Consider the following 20,100-nt stretch of genomic DNA (forward strand, 5'->3'; position numbering starts at 1 on the left):
ACGACTTTTATGCATTTTGCAAGAATCACTAGATTCCAATTTCAGAGCGCACAACATCAGCAATCGTATCGACATAATAATCAACTTCTGCGTCCGTTGGTGCTTCAGCCATAACTCGTAAGAGAGGTTCTGTACCACTTGGACGAACAAGAATACGACCATTTCCTGCCATTTCTGCTTCCATTTTTTCAATAATAGCTGCAATAGCTGAAACTTCCATACTCTTATCTTTCATACTGTTGTCAACTCTAATATTTACCAATTTCTGAGGGAAAATGGTCACCTCTGACGCTAGTTCAGATAGGGATTTACCAGTTACTTGCATGACCTTCGTTAGCTGGATAGCTGTCAATTGACCATCTCCAGTAGTATTATAATCCATAATAATCACATGCCCAGACTGTTCACCGCCAAGGTTGTAGCCTGATTGACGCATCTCTTCGACAACGTAGCGATCTCCTACAGCCGTAACAGCCTTGTCGATACCTTCTCGATCCAAAGCTTTATGAAAACCAAGGTTTGACATGACCGTCGTCACAATGGTATTTTGCGCTAACTGTTTATTTTTAGACATATGTTTTCCGATGATATACATGATTTTATCGCCATCTACGATCTCACCATTTTCATCAACGGCAATCAAACGGTCGCTATCACCATCAAATGCCAAACCGATAGCTGAGCCGGTTTCTTTAACCAATTCTTGCAAAGCTTCTGGATGTGTTGATCCCACACCTTCGTTGATGTTTAAGCCATCTGGTTTGTCACCAATAACAGAAATATCAGCTTCAAGATCTAGGAACACATGTCTGGCTGAGCGATATGCTGCACCATTAGCACCATCAATGGCAACCTTCATGCCATCAAGTTTAACGCCTGTCGATACCAAAAAGGCTTCGTATTTGCGCAATCCTTCAGGATAATCTACGACCGTTCCCAAACCTTGAGCAGATGGTCGTGGTAAAGTGTCTTCTTCAGCATCAAGCAAGGCTTCAATCTCAGCTTCTAGGTCATCACTTAATTTGAACCCATCATTTGCAAAAAATTTGATGCCGTTATCTTGAGCTGGGTTATGACTCGCTGAAATCATGACACCAGCGCTAGCATTTTCAGTACGAACCAAATAAGAAACCCCTGGAGTCGCTAGAACGCCTAATTGATAGACTTCGATCCCTACGGATAGCAAACCTGCTACCAAGGCTGCTTCCAACATTTCACCTGAAATACGGGTATCGCGAGCTACGAATACTTTTGGTTGCCCCTCTTCATGTTGGCTAAGAACGTAGCCTCCGAATCTTCCTAATTTAAATGCAAGTTCTGGTGTTAATTCAAGATTGGCTTCGCCACGTACACCGTCTGTTCCAAAATATTTTCCCATAATTGTTAGCGCTGTGCGCTCCTCCATTAGATTTTAATTTTTTATTTCTTAGTTGTTGTTAGCTTAACTGTGACTGTTTGAGGCATGATTGTCACATTAGAAGCTGATAGGCTAACTGTCTTAGACATATTCTTCGAGACACCTGTAATATCTACCGTACCTCTAACACTGTCCGTTTTAGCTAACTCTTCTTTAGTTCCTGTAATGGTCACAGTATTACGACTGAGCTCATAGTCGATATTAGAAAGCTCATCTGACAGGATGCCGGTTATAGATAGGTTGATCGGTACTTCTTTTGTGAGTCGTTTAAGCGTGACATTGACTCGTGTTTTGGCAGGATCTACGACTGATGCTAAAATCGTACCATCAGATGAGACCGCCTGCAAGGTTACTGCCCCACTAAAATCTTCACCCAAGACCTGATCTTGTGGCAGAACGGCTTCAACGTGATCGATTTGTCCAATAGTCGATTCGTTAGTTGTCACGGATACCTGGTTATTGGCAATCTCGATCTGATCAACTTCGTAGCCATCCGCAATCTGATTTTCTGGAATCGTCATTTTAACATCAAACGATTTGGTCATTTTCTTACCAATGGTGACCGAGACAGTTTTAGGTGTAACTGTCGCATTCATCTCACTAGGTAGTCCCACAACCTTTAACTCCGCCTCTGTTGTTCCTTCTTTGACATTTGTCAAATCAGCTACAACCTTAAACCGCCTTGTGTTCTCGTTGATTTCAGAATCTAGCTTAATACGATTGGTTGAGGTTAAATAAACTTCAGCTTCGTAAGAGTAACCACTAATAAAGTACTTGTCCGTATCATACTGAATATCAATCGGAACATTTTCAATAGTGTGACTGTAGGTTTCTGTCACCGTTCTCAATTGGGTTCCTGAAGCATTGTAGGTCGTTGACTTTGACACAAAGAATAAAATCAGAGCAAAAAAGATGGAAATGATGACATAAAAGATTGGTCGGTTAAACAATTTTTTAAGCATTTTTCTCCTTTCCAAAAAAGCGCTCTTTCCAGGTCAAAGATTTCTCTTGTTCTTGCAATAAAATATCATTCAATAGACGCTCAAACTCCTCATTACTGAGGTCATGTTGGAAACGCCCGTTATGCGTTATGGAAATTCCTCCGGTCTCCTCTGAGACGATAATGGTCAAAGCGTCCGAATTCTCAGATAAGCCAATGGCAGCCCGGTGCCTAGTACCAAACTCTTTAGATATGGCTGTAGACTCTGAAAGTGGCAGGTAGCAGCAGGCTGCTGCTAATTTTTTCCCCTTAATAATTACAGCACCATCATGTAGTGGGGTGTTGGGGATGAAAGTATTAATCAAGAGCTCCCCTGATACATCCGCGTCTAAAGGAATTCCTGTGCTGATGTACTCTTGTAAAGTCTGAGTCCCTTGAATCGAGATCAAGGCACCAATCTTACGAGGGCTCATGTAGGCAACCGACTTGACCAGAGCATTGATCAATTTTTTCTCGTCTGTTTCTGTATTTCCTTGTGCTGCTAGCAACTGTGTTGTTCGTCCAAATTTTTCCAAAGCGAGACGAATCTCTGGTGCAAAAATAACAACAGCTGCAATGACACCATAGGTAATCACCTGATTCATCAAATACGTAATGGTTGATAAGCCAATCAGCTCTGCCAAAAGCTTCAAAACGATAAATAAAATAATCCCTTGAACCAAGGACATAATCTTTGTTCCAGCCAAAGCCTTGATGAAGCGATAAATTAAATAAGCGACTAGACTGATATCAAGAATATTGACAAAAATAGTCCAGGGGCTATCAAAAAGCGACTGCCAAAATCTGGCATCAAACTGTGAAAAAAAACTCATACTGATCACTCTCCTTATCAAACTATGCCTTATAAAGACACTTATTTCATTATAGCATTTTCTCTAGCTAGTTTGTAGTATTTTTGGTAAAATATGTCCATGACTATGAAAACACAACTGGGACTTTTAGCCGGTAAATCAACCCATTTCATTTTGTCCAAATTAGGGCGTGGATCGACCTTACCTGGCAAAGTTGCCCTTAAATTTGATCAAAATATTTTAGATGATTTGGCTAAGGATTACGAGATTGTTGTCATCACAGGTACAAATGGCAAAACGCTCACTACTGCTCTAACTGTAGGTATCTTAAAGGAAGCGTTTGGGGACATTGTGACTAATCCTAGCGGTGCTAATATGATTACGGGGATCACATCAACCTTCTTAACCGCTAAACGTGGAAAATCAGGGAAAAAAATTGCTGTTTTAGAGATTGATGAAGCCAGTCTCCCTAAAATTACCGAGTACATCACGCCAAGCCTTTTTGTCTTTACCAATATTTTCCGAGATCAGATGGATCGTTATGGGGAAATTTACACCACTTATGACATGATTTTAACAGGGGCAGCTAAGGCTCCTCAAGCCACAATTTTAGCCAACGGAGATAGTCCTCTATTTCACTCACGTCAGGTGGTCAATCCAATGCAATTCTATGGGTTTGATCTCGACAAGCATGAACCACAATTAGCCCATTATAATACTGAAGGAATTATTTGTCCTAAGTGTGAACATATTCTTTATTATAAGTATAATACGTATGCCAATCTTGGCGATTATGTCTGCCTTAACTGCGATTTCAAGCGTCCTCAACTTGACTACCAGCTGACTGAATTATCGGCTATCACTAACACTAGCTCTGAGTTTGTTATTGATGGTCAAACCTATAAAATCAATGTCGGTGGTCTCTACAATATTTATAATGCTTTGGCTGCCGTCGCTGTTGCAAGTTACTTTGATGTTGCTCCTGAGCAAATTAAGGCCGGCTTCGATAAGAGTCGCGCTGTCTTTGGTCGTCAGGAAACCTTCAAAATTGGCAATAAGACCTGCACACTAGTCTTAATTAAAAATCCAGTCGGTGCCAGTCAAGCGCTTGATATGATCAAGCTGGCTGACTATCCTTTTTCGTTATCTGTCCTTCTTAATGCTAACTACGCTGATGGTATTGATACTTCCTGGATTTGGGATGCCAATTTTGAAGCCATTAACGAAATGGCCATTACGGAGATCAATGCGGGAGGCGTTCGCCATTCTGAAATTGCGCGGCGCTTAAGGGTGACTGGCTATCCTGAAGAAAATATTCATCAGGCCAAAAAACTTGAAGATATTATGCAAATGATTGAGAAGCAAGATACCGATCACGCATACATATTAGCAACTTATACTGCTATGCTGGAATTCCGAGAGCTATTAGCTAATCGTAAGGTGGTTGGAAAGGAGCTTCACTAATGGTCTATACTTCTCTACAATCTCCCCTCACTAAAGACTATCTTTATGAGCTGAACATCGCCCATCTATATGGCAACTTGCTCAACACCTATGGCGACAACGGTAATATCCTAATGTTAAAGTATGTTGGTGAAAAACTAGGAGCCAAGGTGACAGTTGATATCGTCTCATTGGGCGATCCTTTTGATAACGATTACTATGACATGGTCTTCTTTGGTGGCGGTCAAGATTACGAACAATCTATCGTAGCCAAAGACTTGCAAGGAAAACGTCAAGCAATTGGTAACTTTATTCAGGATGATAAAGTGGTCCTAGCTATCTGCGGCGGCTTCCAATTGTTGGGGCAATATTACGTGCAAAGCAATGGTGTCAAAATTGACGGTATCGGTGTCATGGGACACTACACCCTCAATCAAGAAAACAACCGTTTTATCGGTGATATTAAGATTCATAATTCAGAATTTAATGAAACCTATTATGGTTTTGAAAATCATCAAGGACGCACTTTCTTGTCAGATGACGAAAAACCTTTAGGACAAGTCGTTTATGGTAATGGTAATAATAAAGAAGATGGTACTGAAGGTGTTCATTATAAAAACGTCTACGGTTCTTACTTCCATGGCCCTATCCTCTCGCGGAATGCCAACTTGGCCTATCGTTTAGTAACAACTGCTCTAACCAATAAATACGGTAAGGATATTATCCTACCAAGTTATGAGGACATCCTAAGTCAAGAAACACCTGAAGAGTATGGTGATGTGAAATCTAAGGCCGAATTTGATTCCTAACAAAACAGCGGAACCTCACCGAGAGGCTCCGCTGTTTTGTATTTCAATACTTTTTGTTCTTATCATTTCGTCAAGTATGTATAAATCTATCCACCTGTAAGATGGGAATTGTGATTTTGCGCCATAGCTTTTTACGGTGATACTTAGGCAAAAACGAGACAGGCATTGCCATCATCTGACTCTTTCCGTCAAATAATGTCTACTATCTATTGTTCCTCACTGTCTAAAAATGACACTGCGAAAATACAGCTATATAAAAAACCAGGAAGAATACAGTAAGTTAGGATCTGTTTCCTGATTTTTATTGTCATTTTTTATAAAGTATCTTAATACTAATACCTCTTGAAAGTACTATTTGAGGCATCCATCCTCTTACCACTTGTTTTCTCTTGACGCTCTATGTAGGGACAAAGATCTAATAAGAGTTGTATCTTCCAATGATAACAATGGGGCTGACCTAAACACTTAAATTTTCTTTAGGGGTTTGTTTCAGTTCATTAACTAAAAAGAGCATTGCCACCACAAAGGTAACAATATCCGAAACGGGTCCACCTAACATCACCCCTTTGACACCAAAGAGATGGGCAAAGAGAATCATCAAAGGAATTAACAATATCAGCTGGCGTAACATAGACAAGAGGGTTCCTTTCCAAGCTTTACCAATAGAGGTAAAGTAAGTTGAAACGGATATCATCATGCCATTTGTTAGGGAGAAGAAGAGAAAAGTCCGCATGTAATATTTCCCAAATTGCAAATAAAGATCACTTTCACCTGATCCAAATAAAAAAATCAACTGACCTGGGAAAAGCTCAAAGATGAGCCAAGCCACAAGGGAAATGATACTAACACTCTTAAAAAGAACGCGCAAGGTTTCACGAACTCTAGGAAAGTTCTTAGCACCGTAATTAAAGCCGAATATAGGTTGACTTCCCTGTACCAAACCAAGAACAAAGGACATGTAAATAGTATTGGTTTTGATCACAATTCCAGCAATGGCAATAGGAATATCGGGACCATAAATAGACTGACCACCGTAATATTTTAAGAGATTATTTGCCAGGATTTGGATGATAATATTAGACACTTGTGTGACAAAAGGCGTCAAGCCTAAAATTACGATAGATTGAATGGTTTTGACATCTAATCTAAAATCTTCTTTATGTAACTGAACACTTTTGAATCTTGGAAAATAAGCTAGCAGTATCATGGCAGAAATGACTTGACTGATGACCGTTGCCCAAGCGGCTCCTGCAATCCCCCAGTTAAAGACAAACATAAAAATGGGATCGAGGATCGTATTGATAGCAGCTCCTGCAATAATAGCAATCATCGAATACCTAGGACTGGCATCAGCTCTAACAATAGGATTGAAACCTACCGAAAACATGAGAAAAGGAATCCCTAATGCGGTAATACCGGCAAAGGTCTTGGCCAAAGGGAGAACTCTATCGGTTGCCCCAAATAGTAACATAAGAGGCTCCAAAAAGAGGCTTACCACGAGAAAAATAAAAATCCCAACACCAAACAACAAGACCATCGCATTACCAATGGTCAATGTGGCCTTGCCTATTTCTTTTCGGCCGACTTCCAAATTAAAACGCGACGACGCTCCTAAGCCTATCATCAAACCTAAAGCCAAACAGATCGTTGTTAGAGGAAAGGCAATATTGGTTGCTGCATTGCCCAAGAAACCAATCGCCTGACCAATAAAAATCTGGTCAATCACATTATATAAAGCACTAATGACATTGGCTACAATAGCTGGTATAGCCAGTTGCCTCATGAGTTTACCAACCGGCTGATACTCCAAAGGATTTTTATAATCAGAGTCTGTTGTCATAAGCTGACCTCCTCTTGCAATAATTTTTCTAAAAGATGAGACAAAGTTTTCTCTTCTTCACTTGTCAAGACTGTTCGCCCATGGTTAAAGAAGGACTCCCAATTGCCATCGACGACAGCTTGTCCCTTATCCGTCACAAACAGTTGATAGGATCTGCGATCGGTCTGACACTTAGAACGCCTAATTAGGGATTTTTGCTCTAGTTTATCCACCAAATGCCCAATGACATTCTTGTCTTTCAGGTTTTTAAGCGAAAGTTCTGACTGTGTGATCCCCGGATACTGTGCAATAATCGCCAAGGTCACAAAGTTTCCCCTTGTTAACCCCATAACAGCAAATTCCAACTGTGACCGCTTATCAATCAAAGCATGTTTTGCCAAGAGTAATTTAAAGGCTAACGTTTCTTCGATTCTGTGCATTTTCTACTCCTTTAAAGACACTTTATGTAATATACATAATATATTATATACTTTATATACTATTTTTCAATGATAACCACTTCAAGGAAATTGCTATTATCAAAATTATCTGTTGAAGTGACTGAGCAAGATCAAGAAGGAAAATCAACAGACAAAAAAGACTGGAGAAGAACACCTTTGGCATCCTTACTCCAATCTTTTCTAATTACTTTCAAAGTGGGCAAGTGTTTCTGATAAGCTCTCCCATTCTTCCATAAGGTCTTCTTGAGTTTTGAGAAGTCTATCGAGGTCTGATTGTAACCTTGTCAACTCAGTCACATCATTGGTTGCTGACATCTGAGAGGTAACAGTTGATTCTTGCTGCTCAATCTCTTCCAAAGCATTCTCAATAACTTCTATCCGACGTGCTAACTTACGGTACTCTTTCTGGTTCTCTTTTTGCGCCTGATAATCCATCGCACCCTTAGAGATCGTTTCTTCAGAAAAGACTTCCGGAGTGGCATTAGCTTCTTGAGCCAGCCATTCTAACTCGGCCTTTTTCTCCAGATAATAATCATAATCTCCCAAATAAAGCGTCGATCCATTTTCTGAAATTTCCAAGACTTTTGTTGCAATCCGATTAATGAAATAGCGATCATGGCTGACAAATAGCAAACTACCATCAAAATTAATCAAGGCATCTTCTAAGACTTCCTTGCTGTCAATATCCAGGTGGTTGGTTGGTTCATCTAAAACCAAAAAATTATTATTTTGCATAGAAAGCTTAGCCAGTAACAGACGCGCCCGTTCACCACCTGAAAGCATTCCGACGGACTTTTTCACATCATCACCTGAAAAGAGAAAGGCTCCTAACCGATTGCGAATCTCTAATTCAGGAGTTGTCGCAAAATCATTCCAAAGTTCATCTAAGACGGTATTCGAATTGGTCAAATGTGACTGTGTCTGGTCATAATAACCTGTTTCAACATTAGCCCCATATTTTGATTGCCCTTTTAGGAAAGGAATCTGTCCCACAATGGACTTGATAAGGGTCGTTTTTCCAATCCCATTTGGCCCTACTATGGCAATGGCATCGAGTTTATTCAATTCGAGATTGATGGGTTCAGACAGGACATGACCATCGTAACCGATAGCTGCATCTTCAACCGTTAAAACCACATTGCCAGACACCTTCTCTGAGTGAAAGGTCATGTGGGCTGATTTTTGACTAGCTGAGGGTTTCTCCAACCGTTCCATTTTTTCCAGTTGCTTCCACCTCGCTTGCGCTCTCTTAGTTGTCGATGCACGGACAATATTGCGCTGGACAAAATCCTCTAACTTAGCAATCTCTTTTTGCTGTTTCTCAAAATTCTTGGCTTCTGTCGCCAACTTTTCTGCCTTCAAATCCATGAAAGCCGAATAGTTACCCACATAACGATCTAAGGAATGAGGATTCAAATCTAGCGTAACGGTCGCCACCTTATCTAAAAAATAACGGTCGTGGCTAACAATGATTAGGGCACCTTGATAATTAACCAAATAATTTTCAAGCCAGGCAATGGTATCGATATCCAAGTGGTTGGTCGGTTCGTCCAAAACCAGTAACTCTGGCTTCTGTAATAGCATGCGTGCTAGAGCTAGACGAGTGTTTTGACCTCCTGAGAGCTCCGAGATCTTCATATCCCACATGCTACTATCAAATTTAAAGCCATTTAAGATGGCTTTGATATCACTCTCGTATTGAAAACCACCTGCTAATCGAAATCGTTCCGAAAGCCTGTCATAGTCCGTCATTAGTTTCTCAAGAGCTGGACCATCCAAGTGGCCCATCTGCTCCTCCATCTGATGCAATTGAACTTCATCTTTTCTGAGGTCATCAAAGACTGCTAACATTTCGTCGTATATGGTGGCTTCAGATTCAAAACGGCTATCTTGAGCCAGATAAGATAGCTGAAGATCGCGTTTCATATTAATCTCACCTGAAGTTGGTGCCTCTTCGCCAACTAAAATTTTCAATAGAGTCGATTTACCAGCACCATTTCGCCCAACCAAAGCAATCCGGTCTCTCTCATCAACTTGTAAACTAATATTATCAAATAAAACATCCCCAGAAAAGGAACGCTCAATTTTGTTTGCTTGTAAAATAATCATGGCTCTATTATAACAAAAAGAACTTTGATACTCAAAGGTACCAAAGTCATTCACTTATGACAAAAGCCACTGTAATAGTTCCCAATGTTTAAACAGTAAATAAAGGCCTAGGGCTAAAATAATCATACCTAAAATCCGACGTACCACCCCTTTTAAAAAGGTGACAAGCAAGGTCAACATAAAGGAAATGGCAAGCCAAAGCCAAGGCAATTGCCCTACCAAGCCTCTGATAGGGGCTAGAGAATGATTTCCCATGGAGAGAATCCAGCTGGGTAATTGCTCTAGAACAGGCAGACTATGCAAGCCCAGGCGCGACAAAATCAATCTTGTGGTGACCATTAGCCAAGCAAAAATGCCAGTATTAAAGAGATATAAAAAAGCTTCAAAGGGGTGTCGCTTCATCCATCGTTTCAAATAACGAGACATAACTTACCTATCTTTCTTGATAAAGCTCATGGACAGCTGCAATGTCAATGGCTTGGATACCATAGTGAGAGCCCGCTGACTGCATGACCGAATCGTGTTCATCATCGTGTCCCAAGCCAATAGCATGCCCCAATTCATGAATGGCAGTATTGACAATACGCTCTTGATCATAACCATAGCTCGGATTCAAAAGATAATAAGCATTCAAATAAACATCTACAGACACTAAATGATTAGTCAAGGCATTGACTTGTGTATTGGTCAGCCCCGCAGCCTGCGTTTCAGAATCGGAGTAATCTTTCGCGACAATGTTTGCCTGATCCGGATCCTCCACTAGACGAAACTGAAAAGCGCCTGTCTGATTCCAAGCATCAATCGCTTGCAAGTAAGCAGATCGAAAGGTCTCATTCTGAGTTTCAATATAAATCGTCGCTTTATTGGTAGACCACTTTGCCCCCTTTAAGTGCTCATGAAAATCCGTTTCTAATTGGGTTAAATTGTCCCCAATGGCTTGCGGATTTTGCAAAATATTTGGATCAAAATACGATGATACATTATCAAAGACATTTGATAACTGATTGGCTAGGGGTGAACTGCTATGATTGGCATAATAAACCAAACCAAAGAGTATGACAGCTAAGAATATAACCGTTTTGAGCAAACTAAACAGAATATTCCAGATAAGTGATAACACAAAGCGAGGGATCGCTAACAGTAATTTGAAAAGATGCTTCATTGATGGTTGCTTTCTGTGGTGTATTTCCTAAAACATATGACCTAGTATAGCAAGCAGTCTTTAGCTTTTCAATCAAAAAATGTTCTGTTACCTTTTCTTAATCTTGTTACCAAATAGACCTATTAAGAAAGTCTTTCCTCCTTGACATAATCAATTGGTAACATCTCTAAAAAAACTTCAACTTGCTTTTCCCAATAATACCACTCATGCTTGCCGTGGTCATTTCGGTAAATAATGTCTAATCCAGCCTTTTTAAAGTCTGCGACTGCTTCTTCATTGGCTTGGAACAAAAAGTCCTCATAACCACACCATGCATAATAGGTCGTTTTACCGTCATCATTTTGAGCAGCAACTTGGAGATTGTTTTCACTTGCTTCAAAAGCAGTTAAATCGCCAAACAAACCAGCCCAGTAGGCATCACTTGCGGCCACATCTTCTTTGTTGGCAAAATCAAAGGCCAATGCGCCAGAAAAAGAGCCGGCATAGGCATATTGATTGGTCAACATAGCCAGTTTAAAGGCCCCATAACCACCCATTGATAGGCCTGCGATAAAGGTTTTTTCACGTTTTTGGGTCATATTTGGGAAAAAGCGACGCATCACTTGAGGCAGCTCTTTAGCAATGGCATCAAAATAGCGACTATCATAGGTCGTATTGGTATAAAAACCATTATCGCCATTAGGCATAATAATGATTAGGTTGGTCTTTCGAACCAAGCGTTGGAGGTTTGTTCTAGATGTCCAAGAATTATGGTTTCCCCCCATACCATGTAAAAGATAAAGAACTGGAATATCCGTATCATCACGGTGTTTTTCTGCTACTTGATCTGCATCAGGATATAAAACATCTACTTGACGATATAGCCCTAAAACCTCTGAACTATATTCAATTTGAAAAAAAGCCATCTGTATTCCTCCTATAGAAAGAAGTTGAGATGGTCTCAACTTCGTGGGATTATGCAATCTTAAATATGGTATACCAGCCTTCTAGCTTATACAACCAGACCTTGGTATCCCTATCGTTTAGCGTACTTCCATAATGACTGGCAAGATCGCTGGGCGGCGTTTGGTTTGGTCAAATAAGAACTTACCAATCTCATCACGCACTTGTCCTTTCAGTTCATTCCAATCAAAACCATCTTCTGCTAAATAGTTCTCGACAGTCGTGTTAACCAAATCAGCTGATTCTCTCAAAATATCACGACTCTTCTTGACATAAACAAAACCGCGAGTGTTGATTTTAGCCCGTGATACAATCTTACGTTCCTTTTTATTAACCGTCATGGCAACGATAAAGACACCATCTTCTGAGAGAACTTTGCGGTCACGAAGGACGATATTGCCCACTTCACCAATGGCATTCCCATCAATCATGACATCGCCAGCAGAAACAGCCCCCTCATGCAGGAAGCCTTGTTCCGACAGGTGCATGATATCCCCACGTTTCATGATGTAAATATTTTCCGGCAACATGCCTGTTTCGAGCGCCATGTCCGCATGCGCTGCAAGGTTACGGTACTCACCTTGAATTGGGAAAAGGTATTTGGGCTTCATGAGATTCAAAAGCAATTGAAGATCACGACCATTAGCATGACCTGAAACGCGAAGATTCTGCGTAATCAATTTGACCGATCCGCCAGCCTTGTAAATCATATTTTCAACACGCGCAACCACAGCTTCCTTGGCAATACTTGGTGTAGTGACGATGTAAACCAGGTCACCGTCTTTGATTTGCACATAACGGTGACGCCCGACTGCCATTTTCTGCAAACTATTAATTGGCTCACCCATGCGACCAGTCTCTAAAATCACTAATTCATGATCGTCAAACTTAGCCATTTCTTTAGGCTTAACCATGATGCTCTCGTCGCTAATACTCAATTTTTTAAGGCGAATAGCCGTACGCACAATATTTTCAACATCAAAACCTGTTAAAACAACACGGCGTCCATGATTAGCTGCAGCATCAAAGACCTGCTGAATACGAGCTAAGTTACTAGAAACAGCCGCTACGATAACACGTCCTTCCGCATCACCGATCACTTGATCAACCTCAATGCCAACCTCAGATTCACTGGCTACCTGATCTGTGCTAGTGGCATTGGCCGAATCAGCTAGTAAGGCTAGCACACCTTCGCGACCAATCTCTGTCAGGCGGGCAAAATCGGTGTGGTACTCATCACGCGCCGCTTGGTCAAACTTAAAGTCTCCTGTGTAGACAATATTACCTTCTTTAGTTCCCACCACAATTCCCAAACTTTCTGGAATGGAATGGGTCGTTTTGAAAAAGGAAACAACCGCATTTTCAAACTCAATTTCTGTCTCACTGTCAACCACATGGAAATTAGAAAACTTCTTAACTGACGAATTGTTTTTAACCATTAATTTAGCCAATTCGATGGTTAACTCTGAACCAAACACAGGCGCCTTAACCGAGGATAACAGATAAGGTAGGGCACCGATAGCATCAGCATGACCATGAGTCAAGAAGATACCTTGTAGGCGGTCTTTATTATCAATCAAGTAGTCAAGATTAGGGATAACCACATCTACCCCTAATTGTTCATTTTCAGGGTATTTTAAGCCCGCATCTAAGACAAAAATAGCATCATCCACTTCAGCAATGTAGAGGTTTTTCCCGTTCTCACGGACACCACCCAAAGCCATAATTTTAATATCGCTCATGTTTTCTCCTTAACGATTTTTTCTTTATTACTCTTTGGAAGACTGACTTCCTTAATAGATCAGGTGAGCGCACCAAAAAACTATCAGAGCATCTTAATCTAACGGTCCTTGGACAAACCAAGTCGAATTACAGACAGCAACAAAAAAGTTGCATACTCGTTATTAGTATAACATAGCAAACGATAAAAATAAATGAAAAGGAAAATAGCTGTAAAATAGGTTTTTATTGATATATTTTTACGTCATTTTCCATCATTTTCTAAACTTTTGGGACAAAATTTGGGGCGAGATTAAACACTTCCCTCAACACACTTTCCAAGTCTAACTGTCATCGAAATAAAGGATAGTAAAATTCGCGATAAAAAAACAAGCTATAAAGTGATATAGCTTGTTTACTTTTTACTACCCATATTGCTAATATAGTCAGTTGTTTCTTTAGTACTACTAAACACATATTTAAAAACTACAGTCGCTAATCCTATAATATTTGCCACAAAACTAACAGACAAACCTATTAGAACTGAAGCGCTGGGAGTATAGTCTTTTTTTACAATTAAATACCAAAACACGAACGAAATAAAACATATCGAATATATTACAAATCCAAAAGCTCCATATGTAGCTATTTTCCTGAATTTTTTCTTTTGTTCATATTCGCTTTCTATAATTTCTCGCATATGAGAAATATGACCATTAAAGGACTTAGAATCATCGAAAGTATTATCAAAACCTTCATATTCCCTTATTTGTTGTTTTACGTCACAATGATTGATTTTTCAATTTTCACAATGTTTTTCTGGTCGTTTTCACTCAAAGACTTGATAGTAATCTGCAATGGTCAAACCAGCTTTTTCACTGGATGATCGATCTTGAATGATTTTCCCGTCCTTCATAACGATGAGACGATTCCCATATTTCAAGGCATCTTCCATGCGATGGGTGATCATGAGCGCTGTCAACTTGTCCTTTTGAACAAAGTCTTCAGTTAGGTTCATTAAGGACACGCTTGTTTTGGGATCCAAAGCTGCTGTATGTTCGTCTAGCAACAACAAATCCGGTCGTTTAATGGTCGCCATCAAGAGACTGAGCGCCTGACGTTGCCCACCAGATAGAAAACCCGTTGGGGTCTCCAAATGCTTTTCAATACCGTTCCCAACTTTCTCAATGAGGACTTGAAATTCTTCATTAAAGTGATGAATACGTCTAGGAACAAGGCCACGCTTTTCACCACGGTACTTGGCCACTAAGAGATTTTCAGCGACCGTCATGCGTGGTGCTGTTCCCATCTTAGGATCTTGGAAAACACGCGCTAAATACTTGGCCCGTTTCTCTGCGGTCAGATGGGTAACATCCTCACCTAAAATGAAAATCTTACCACTTGTCAGCATCAAGGTACCCGCAATAACATTGAATAGAGTTGATTTCCCTGCACCATTTCCTCCCAAAATAGTGATGAAATCATGCTCGTAAATCACTAAGTTAACAGCATCTAAAATCGTCTTGTAATCATTTGAGCCATTGTGCACGCGAACCGTCGCATCTTGTAATTCCACTATTTTTTTCATCTTGTCACCTTAGCCCCTTTAAAAATCTTATTTTTGAGAACAGGAACCATCAAACAAATCGATAACACAAGAGCACTGAAAAGTTTGAGGTAATTGGTATTAAAGCCAAGCGCAATAACTGCTGTAATCAGGAATTGATAGAAAATTGCCCCTATCACAATGGCCACTAGACGCTCTAAAAAAGACAAGTTATCGCCATAGACCACTTCGCCAATGATGATACTAGCAAGCCCAATAACGATGATACCAATCCCTTTAGAGACATCAGCATAGCCATCTTGTTGACTGATCAAAGCGCCAGATAAAGCTATGATGCCATTAGAAATAACCAAGCCCATGACTTCCATCCTATCTGTATTGATACCAAAACTCTTAGCCATATCTCTATTATCGCCTGTCGCAATATAGGCTTGCCCCAAACGTGTGTTTAAAGAGACAATGAGAAAAGCAATCACTAAAACAATGGCTATCAAGCCCAAGAGCAAGAGATTATAGCTAGTTGCAAACGGAAAGAGATCCTGGATACTTTTAATTTCTAGTAGACCCAAGTTAGCACGTCCCATGATCATGAGCATGATAGAATTAATAGATGTCATGACCAAAATTCCTGCCAGAATGGTTGGAATTTTGCCTTTTGTGTAAAGCAAGCCCGTCACCAATCCCGCCAAGCAGCCTGCCAAAATGGCACAAAACGTTGCTAAAAGTGGATGCCAGCCCATATTAAGCAAAGTTACTGCAACAGCTCCTCCCAAGGGAAAAGAACCTTCTGTCGTCAAATCAGGGAAATCTAAAATACGAAAGGTTAAATAAATCCCTAATCCCAAAATACCGTATAATAAGCCTTGTGACATTGAAGAAATAATCATTGTTTTGTCCTTTTTCTATCCGCCTGATTAATCTGCCTTAACAGATACCTCGGCTTTATCCATCACTTCCTCAGGAATCGTGATGCCAAGTTCCTTAGCGACTTTCATATTCAAGGTTGGCGTTCCTGTATCAACAACCGTTACTGGAAGATCTTTAACCGCTTTTCCATCAAGAACCTGAGCCACCATTTTCCCTGTTTCAACTCCTAAATCAAATTGATTTTGGCCGATGGCTGCAAAACCACCGTTTTTAACCATGGAGTCATCGACAACGTAAACAGGCAATTTAGCTTTTTGAGCGGCTGCCGCCACAGTTTGCATCGCACTTGCAATGGTATTATCCTGTGGGATAAAGATGGCATCGACTTTACCAGTCATTACTGCCATGGTTGATGTGATTTCATTGGTAGATGGAACTGCAAAGCGCTCGATAGATAGACCTTTTTCTTTGGCTAAGCTTTCAAATTTATCCGCTTGACTCTGTGAATTGTCCTCACTGCTTGCATACAAGATTCCGATTTTCTTAGCATCCGGTGTTAGTTGTGTGATGAGCTCTACTTCTTGAGCAACAGGAACTTGGTTAGATACCCCAGTGACATTGCCAGATGGTTTTTTCAAGTCTGACACCAATTTAGCACCAACAGGATCTGAGATACCTCCCATGATAACCGGAATATCACTTGTTGCATTAGCCAAGCCTTGAGCTGCTGGAGTCGCAATTCCAACCAAAACATCATTACCATTGGCAACGAGTTGCTTACTCATCGTTTGGATTTTGGATTGATCAGCTTCTGCATTGACGTAATCAATCGTCACATCATCACGGCTGTATCCTGACTCCTCTAGACCTTTAGAAATACCATCATTGATCGCATCTAGGGCATCGTGAGTCACAAACTGTAAGACACCGACTTTAACCTTTTCCTTTTTAGCAGGTGCTGCACTCTGTTGTCCCAGTTGATAGACAATGGCTCCGAAAACGACCAATACCAAGGCTGCCAGTGTTCCTATAATAGCTTTATTTTTCATCTTATATCCTCTCTTTGTATCTGTTTCTCTGCTGCTATTTTTCCAAAAAGAAAAGCACCTAGTTTAAAAACTACGCGCTCTTTACTATCTTAACCGATACACTGCGCATAGATACTGTTCTTTTTGAAGTACATCAAAAGTCGTATCTATGCTAACACACAAACACAACTTTTATCTACGCCAGCTTTGCCAAAGTGTGATGTGTTTTGTCATATCAGTTCTTCCTTCCGTTTTTGTTTTTTTCATTATACTATATTTTCTGACAATTACAAGCGATTTTGCGACATTTTTAAAAAATGGTTGCTAAATGTGACTTATGTTATAATGAACTGATGTCGACTTCTTTCAAGAATAATCAATTATCTAGTAAATCAGGAGATCCTTATGTCTTTCGACGGCTTTTTTTTACATCATCTAACCAAAGAATTACACAGCACTATTTTATACGGACGTATTCAAAAGGTTAATCAACCGTTTGAACGCGAGCTAGTCTTAACCATTCGCAACAATCGTCAAAATTACAAACTGTTATTGTCTGCACATCCTGTTTTTGGACGTGTTCAGACGACTAAGGCAGATTTCCAGAATCCTCAAAATCCCAATACCTATACCATGATTATGCGAAAGTATTTACAGGGAGCTGTCATTGAATCGATTAGTCAAATTGAAAACGACCGCATTTTAGAAATCACGGTTTCCAACAAAAACGAAATTGGTGACCACATCAAAGTGACCCTCATCATTGAAATTATGGGTAAACACAGTAATATTATCCTCATTGATAAAAATGAAGAAAAGATTATCGAGTCTATCAAGCATGTAGGTTTTTCGCAAAATTCTTATCGCACTATTTTGCCAGGTTCGACCTATGTTACCCCTCCGAAAACAAGCGCATTGAATCCCTTCACCATTTCAGATGGTCCCTTATTTGAAATCTTGCAAACAAGTGATTTAAGTGTCAAAACCCTGCAACAAACCTTTCAAGGATTGGGACGTGATACGGCTAAGGAACTGTCAGAACAGCTAATGAGTTCTGATCAAAAGCTCAAGACCTTTCGTCATTTTTTCTCCCAAGAAATGCAGCCTTGTCTAACTGAAAAATCTTTTTCTGCAGTGGCCTTTTCAGATGCTGAGCAATCTTTCGATACGCTATCTGATCTTATGGATCACTTTTATCAGGATAAGGCGGAACGTGACCGTATCAGCCAACAAGCTAGCGATTTGATTCATAGGGTTCAAAATGAATTAGAGAAAAATCGCAAGAAATTGGTCAAACAAGAAGCTGAATTAGCTGCAACAGAATCTGCTGAAGACTTTCGACAAAAAGGCGAACTCCTAACCACTTACTTGGCTATGGTCCCTAACGACAAAGACGCTGTTACCTTAGATAACTACTATACCGGAAAGCCTATAACCATTGCACTTGATCTGGCCTTAACACCTAGCCAGAATGCCCAACGTTATTTCAAAAAATACCAGAAATTAAAAGAAGCCTTTAAACACCTCAAGGGCTTGATTGAAGACACGAAACAAAGCATCGCTTACTTTGAAAGTGTGGATGTCAACCTATCTCAAGCCACCTTGGAGGATATCACAGAGATTCGTGAAGAATTGATTGAAGCCGGCTTTATGAAACGCCGCTCAACAGATAAACGCCAAAGACGTAAAAAACCTGAACAATATCTGGCTTCAGATGGTGAGACCATTATCATGGTTGGGCGTAATAATCTTCAAAATGAAGAATTGACCTTTAAAATGGCTAAAAAAGGAGAACTTTGGTTCCACGCTAAAGATATTCCTGGCAGTCATGTACTGATTAAGGATAATCTTAATCCCAGCGATGAGGTTAAAACAGATGCGGCTGAGTTGGCAGCTTATTATTCTAAAGCGCGCCTGTCTAATTTAGTTCAAGTAGACATGATTGAAGCGAAAAAATTGCATAAACCCACCGCTGCTAAACCAGGATTTGTGACCTATACGGGACAAAAAACGCTTCGTGTTACCCCAACTGAAGAAAAGATTCAAAGCATGAAAATCACCAAATAGTACTGATAGAGAAGTTGGAAAATAGCCAACTTCTCTTTTTTGATAATAAGACAGTAATGCTAGCTCATCTGAAACACTGTATTTCGAAAATGAGCTTATCGGCATCTCCATTGTCTGATACGTCCATTGCCATACACCAAAAAGAGGCAGGACTGATAGCCCTGACCTCTTCGACATTATTCTGCTGCTGTAATATCTGATTTCATTTGGTCTAAATTAAAATCTGCTTTGAGATAGTTGGAATCTGTGGTTGGAAAACGTTGATCTAGTTGATCAATATTGCCTATTTCGACCTGACCATTTGCCATGACGTAATCCATCACATGCCCCCCAAAACGATGATCATCCGATAAGAAATGCAAGTGATAACCTGCAACACCTATGCCATGAAACAGTTCTGGGGTCCAAATACCAACAATAGTTCCAGTGACATTTTCAGCTGTATGTTCTGGCTGATTAGCGGCTACCTTGACAAACGATTCACCTGTTTGGCTTCTTGGAATCATCCGAACATGCATTTTTTTAAAGTTGCCATGCATTTTAATGGATTTAAACAGGTTTTTTCCCTCAAAATAGGTCTCTATTTTGGCCTGTAAATCACCATCTGAAATCACTTTATCTTGCTCAAAACGGTGAGCAGGCTTATAAAGAACAACGGCTGCGTAAGGAACCGTCATATCGTTGGAAACGTCTAAGACTTCAAGTTGACCATCTACAGATCTCGCTTGATAGGCTTTCCCATCAATGACAATCAACTCACCATCAATCTGATCAAGTGTTCCAATGCCGATATCCCCATGCTCTAGAAGCTCGCCAATTGTCAAGGTCCCATCATAGAGGCCTGTCATTAAGGCTCCTAAAGTGCCGTATTGAAAAAGTTTGGTTACTTGTGTCATAGC

Annotated in this window: 18 protein-coding genes; 3 read left to right on the plus strand and 15 right to left on the minus strand. The window is 40.2% G+C overall.

The genetic code is table 11. The annotated features are described in order from the left end of the window. Nucleotides 1-28: 28 nt before the first annotated feature. The 3 genes from glmM to cdaA are packed head-to-tail and all read right to left on the minus strand — an operon-like array spanning nucleotide 29 to nucleotide 3,229. A complete protein-coding gene (glmM, locus tag G574_RS0103600) occupies nucleotides 29-1,378 on the minus strand; it encodes a phosphoglucosamine mutase (protein WP_029690993.1) in 1,350 nt (449 codons plus the stop codon). Nucleotides 1,379-1,419: 41 nt separating this feature from the next. Further along, a complete protein-coding gene (locus G574_RS0103605) occupies nucleotides 1,420-2,379 on the minus strand; it encodes a CdaR family protein (protein WP_029690994.1) in 960 nt (319 codons plus the stop codon). Further along, complete coding sequence (gene cdaA / locus G574_RS0103610; protein WP_029690995.1) at nucleotides 2,372-3,229, minus strand: diadenylate cyclase CdaA; 858 nt, start codon at nucleotides 3,227-3,229, stop codon at nucleotides 2,372-2,374. Before cdaA ends, G574_RS0103605 begins: the two co-directional genes overlap by 8 nt. Nucleotides 3,230-3,328: 99 nt before the next feature. On the opposite strand from cdaA, the gene murT reads away from it, so the two are divergent. Then, the gene (gene murT / locus G574_RS0103615) at nucleotides 3,329-4,672 is read left to right on the plus strand and encodes a lipid II isoglutaminyl synthase subunit MurT (RefSeq protein ID WP_029690996.1); all 1,344 of its coding nucleotides are present in this window, start codon (nucleotides 3,329-3,331) and stop codon (nucleotides 4,670-4,672) included. After that, nucleotides 4,672-5,460 carry a lipid II isoglutaminyl synthase subunit GatD gene (gene gatD, locus G574_RS0103620; protein ID WP_029690997.1) on the plus strand — a complete coding sequence of 263 codons (789 nt, stop codon included), beginning with the start codon at nucleotides 4,672-4,674 and terminating at the stop codon, nucleotides 5,458-5,460. The genes murT and gatD overlap by 1 nt, the downstream gene beginning before the upstream one ends. 457 nt (nucleotides 5,461-5,917) lie before the next feature. On the opposite strand, the gene G574_RS0103625 is transcribed toward gatD, so the two are convergent. From G574_RS0103625 to trpX, 11 genes are all read right to left on the minus strand, one after another. Continuing rightward, nucleotides 5,918-7,300 (minus strand): MATE family efflux transporter, encoded by a 1,383-nt coding sequence (locus tag G574_RS0103625; protein WP_029690998.1) that lies wholly within the window; start codon nucleotides 7,298-7,300, stop codon nucleotides 5,918-5,920. Next, nucleotides 7,297-7,719 carry a MarR family winged helix-turn-helix transcriptional regulator gene (locus tag G574_RS0103630; protein ID WP_029690999.1) on the minus strand — a complete coding sequence of 141 codons (423 nt, stop codon included), beginning with the start codon at nucleotides 7,717-7,719 and terminating at the stop codon, nucleotides 7,297-7,299. The genes G574_RS0103625 and G574_RS0103630 overlap by 4 nt, the downstream gene beginning before the upstream one ends. Nucleotides 7,720-7,920: 201 nt before the next feature. Then, the gene (locus G574_RS0103640) at nucleotides 7,921-9,849 is read right to left on the minus strand and encodes an ABC-F family ATP-binding cassette domain-containing protein (RefSeq protein WP_029691000.1); all 1,929 of its coding nucleotides are present in this window, start codon (nucleotides 9,847-9,849) and stop codon (nucleotides 7,921-7,923) included. 54 nt (nucleotides 9,850-9,903) lie between these two features. Next, nucleotides 9,904-10,275 (minus strand): hypothetical protein, encoded by a 372-nt coding sequence (locus G574_RS0103645; RefSeq protein WP_029691001.1) that lies wholly within the window; start codon nucleotides 10,273-10,275, stop codon nucleotides 9,904-9,906. Nucleotides 10,276-10,282: 7 nt separating this feature from the next. Further along, on the minus strand, nucleotides 10,283-11,011 hold the full coding sequence (locus G574_RS0103650) for a matrixin family metalloprotease (protein ID WP_029691002.1): 729 nt from the start codon (nucleotides 11,009-11,011) through the stop codon (nucleotides 10,283-10,285). Nucleotides 11,012-11,133: 122 nt separating this feature from the next. After that, complete coding sequence (locus G574_RS0103655) at nucleotides 11,134-11,916, minus strand: alpha/beta hydrolase (protein WP_029691003.1); 783 nt, start codon at nucleotides 11,914-11,916, stop codon at nucleotides 11,134-11,136. 117 nt (nucleotides 11,917-12,033) lie between these two features. Next, nucleotides 12,034-13,695, minus strand: a complete 1,662-nt coding sequence (locus G574_RS0103660) for a ribonuclease J (protein WP_029691004.1) — start codon at nucleotides 13,693-13,695, stop codon at nucleotides 12,034-12,036. A 392-nt stretch (nucleotides 13,696-14,087) separates the two neighbouring features. After that, nucleotides 14,088-14,372 (minus strand): hypothetical protein, encoded by a 285-nt coding sequence (locus G574_RS12000; RefSeq protein ID WP_029691005.1) that lies wholly within the window; start codon nucleotides 14,370-14,372, stop codon nucleotides 14,088-14,090. 129 nt (nucleotides 14,373-14,501) lie between these two features. After that, nucleotides 14,502-15,260, minus strand: a complete 759-nt coding sequence (locus G574_RS0103670; RefSeq protein WP_029691006.1) for an ABC transporter ATP-binding protein — start codon at nucleotides 15,258-15,260, stop codon at nucleotides 14,502-14,504. Continuing rightward, entirely contained in the window at nucleotides 15,257-16,126 is an 870-nt protein-coding gene (locus G574_RS0103675) for an ABC transporter permease (protein WP_029691007.1), read from the minus strand. The genes G574_RS0103670 and G574_RS0103675 overlap by 4 nt, the downstream gene beginning before the upstream one ends. Before the next feature lie 27 nt (nucleotides 16,127-16,153). Beyond that, the gene (gene trpX, locus G574_RS0103680) at nucleotides 16,154-17,155 is read right to left on the minus strand and encodes a tryptophan ABC transporter substrate-binding protein (RefSeq protein WP_029691008.1); all 1,002 of its coding nucleotides are present in this window, start codon (nucleotides 17,153-17,155) and stop codon (nucleotides 16,154-16,156) included. Between the two features lie 384 nt (nucleotides 17,156-17,539). Between trpX and G574_RS0103685 the strand changes: the two genes are divergently transcribed. Beyond that, nucleotides 17,540-19,201 (plus strand): Rqc2 family fibronectin-binding protein, encoded by a 1,662-nt coding sequence (locus tag G574_RS0103685; RefSeq protein WP_029691009.1) that lies wholly within the window; start codon nucleotides 17,540-17,542, stop codon nucleotides 19,199-19,201. A 176-nt stretch (nucleotides 19,202-19,377) separates the two neighbouring features. On the opposite strand, the gene budA is transcribed toward G574_RS0103685, so the two are convergent. After that, the gene (gene budA, locus G574_RS0103690; protein ID WP_029691010.1) at nucleotides 19,378-20,097 is read right to left on the minus strand and encodes an acetolactate decarboxylase; all 720 of its coding nucleotides are present in this window, start codon (nucleotides 20,095-20,097) and stop codon (nucleotides 19,378-19,380) included. Nucleotides 20,098-20,100: the final 3 nt, after the last annotated feature.

The sequence above is a fragment of the Streptococcus hyovaginalis DSM 12219 genome (genome assembly GCF_000420785.1).
GTDB classification, from domain to species: domain Bacteria; phylum Bacillota; class Bacilli; order Lactobacillales; family Streptococcaceae; genus Streptococcus; species Streptococcus hyovaginalis.

What these genes read in the sequence shown, in the direction of transcription:
- glmM (WP_029690993.1), bottom strand. Translation starts at nt 1,378, where the DNA reads ATGGGAAAATATTTTGGAACAGACGGTGTACGTGGCGAAGCCAATCTT.
- G574_RS0103650 (WP_029691002.1), bottom strand. Translation starts at nt 11,011, where the DNA reads ATGAAGCATCTTTTCAAATTACTGTTAGCGATCCCTCGCTTTGTGTTA.
- budA (WP_029691010.1), bottom strand. Translation starts at nt 20,097, where the DNA reads ATGACACAAGTAACCAAACTTTTTCAATACGGCACTTTAGGAGCCTTA.
- cdaA (WP_029690995.1), bottom strand. Translation starts at nt 3,229, where the DNA reads ATGAGTTTTTTTTCACAGTTTGATGCCAGATTTTGGCAGTCGCTTTTT.
- G574_RS0103630 (WP_029690999.1), bottom strand. Translation starts at nt 7,719, where the DNA reads ATGCACAGAATCGAAGAAACGTTAGCCTTTAAATTACTCTTGGCAAAA.
- G574_RS0103645 (WP_029691001.1), bottom strand. Translation starts at nt 10,275, where the DNA reads ATGTCTCGTTATTTGAAACGATGGATGAAGCGACACCCCTTTGAAGCT.
- trpX (WP_029691008.1), bottom strand. Translation starts at nt 17,155, where the DNA reads ATGAAAAATAAAGCTATTATAGGAACACTGGCAGCCTTGGTATTGGTC.
- G574_RS0103625 (WP_029690998.1), bottom strand. Translation starts at nt 7,300, where the DNA reads ATGACAACAGACTCTGATTATAAAAATCCTTTGGAGTATCAGCCGGTT.
- murT (WP_029690996.1), top strand. Translation starts at nt 3,329, where the DNA reads ATGACTATGAAAACACAACTGGGACTTTTAGCCGGTAAATCAACCCAT.
- G574_RS0103675 (WP_029691007.1), bottom strand. Translation starts at nt 16,126, where the DNA reads ATGATTATTTCTTCAATGTCACAAGGCTTATTATACGGTATTTTGGGA.
- G574_RS12000 (WP_029691005.1), bottom strand. Translation starts at nt 14,372, where the DNA reads ATGCGAGAAATTATAGAAAGCGAATATGAACAAAAGAAAAAATTCAGG.
- G574_RS0103655 (WP_029691003.1), bottom strand. Translation starts at nt 11,916, where the DNA reads ATGGCTTTTTTTCAAATTGAATATAGTTCAGAGGTTTTAGGGCTATAT.
- G574_RS0103640 (WP_029691000.1), bottom strand. Translation starts at nt 9,849, where the DNA reads ATGATTATTTTACAAGCAAACAAAATTGAGCGTTCCTTTTCTGGGGAT.
- G574_RS0103670 (WP_029691006.1), bottom strand. Translation starts at nt 15,260, where the DNA reads ATGAAAAAAATAGTGGAATTACAAGATGCGACGGTTCGCGTGCACAAT.
- G574_RS0103660 (WP_029691004.1), bottom strand. Translation starts at nt 13,695, where the DNA reads ATGAGCGATATTAAAATTATGGCTTTGGGTGGTGTCCGTGAGAACGGG.
- gatD (WP_029690997.1), top strand. Translation starts at nt 4,672, where the DNA reads ATGGTCTATACTTCTCTACAATCTCCCCTCACTAAAGACTATCTTTAT.
- G574_RS0103605 (WP_029690994.1), bottom strand. Translation starts at nt 2,379, where the DNA reads ATGCTTAAAAAATTGTTTAACCGACCAATCTTTTATGTCATCATTTCC.
- G574_RS0103685 (WP_029691009.1), top strand. Translation starts at nt 17,540, where the DNA reads ATGTCTTTCGACGGCTTTTTTTTACATCATCTAACCAAAGAATTACAC.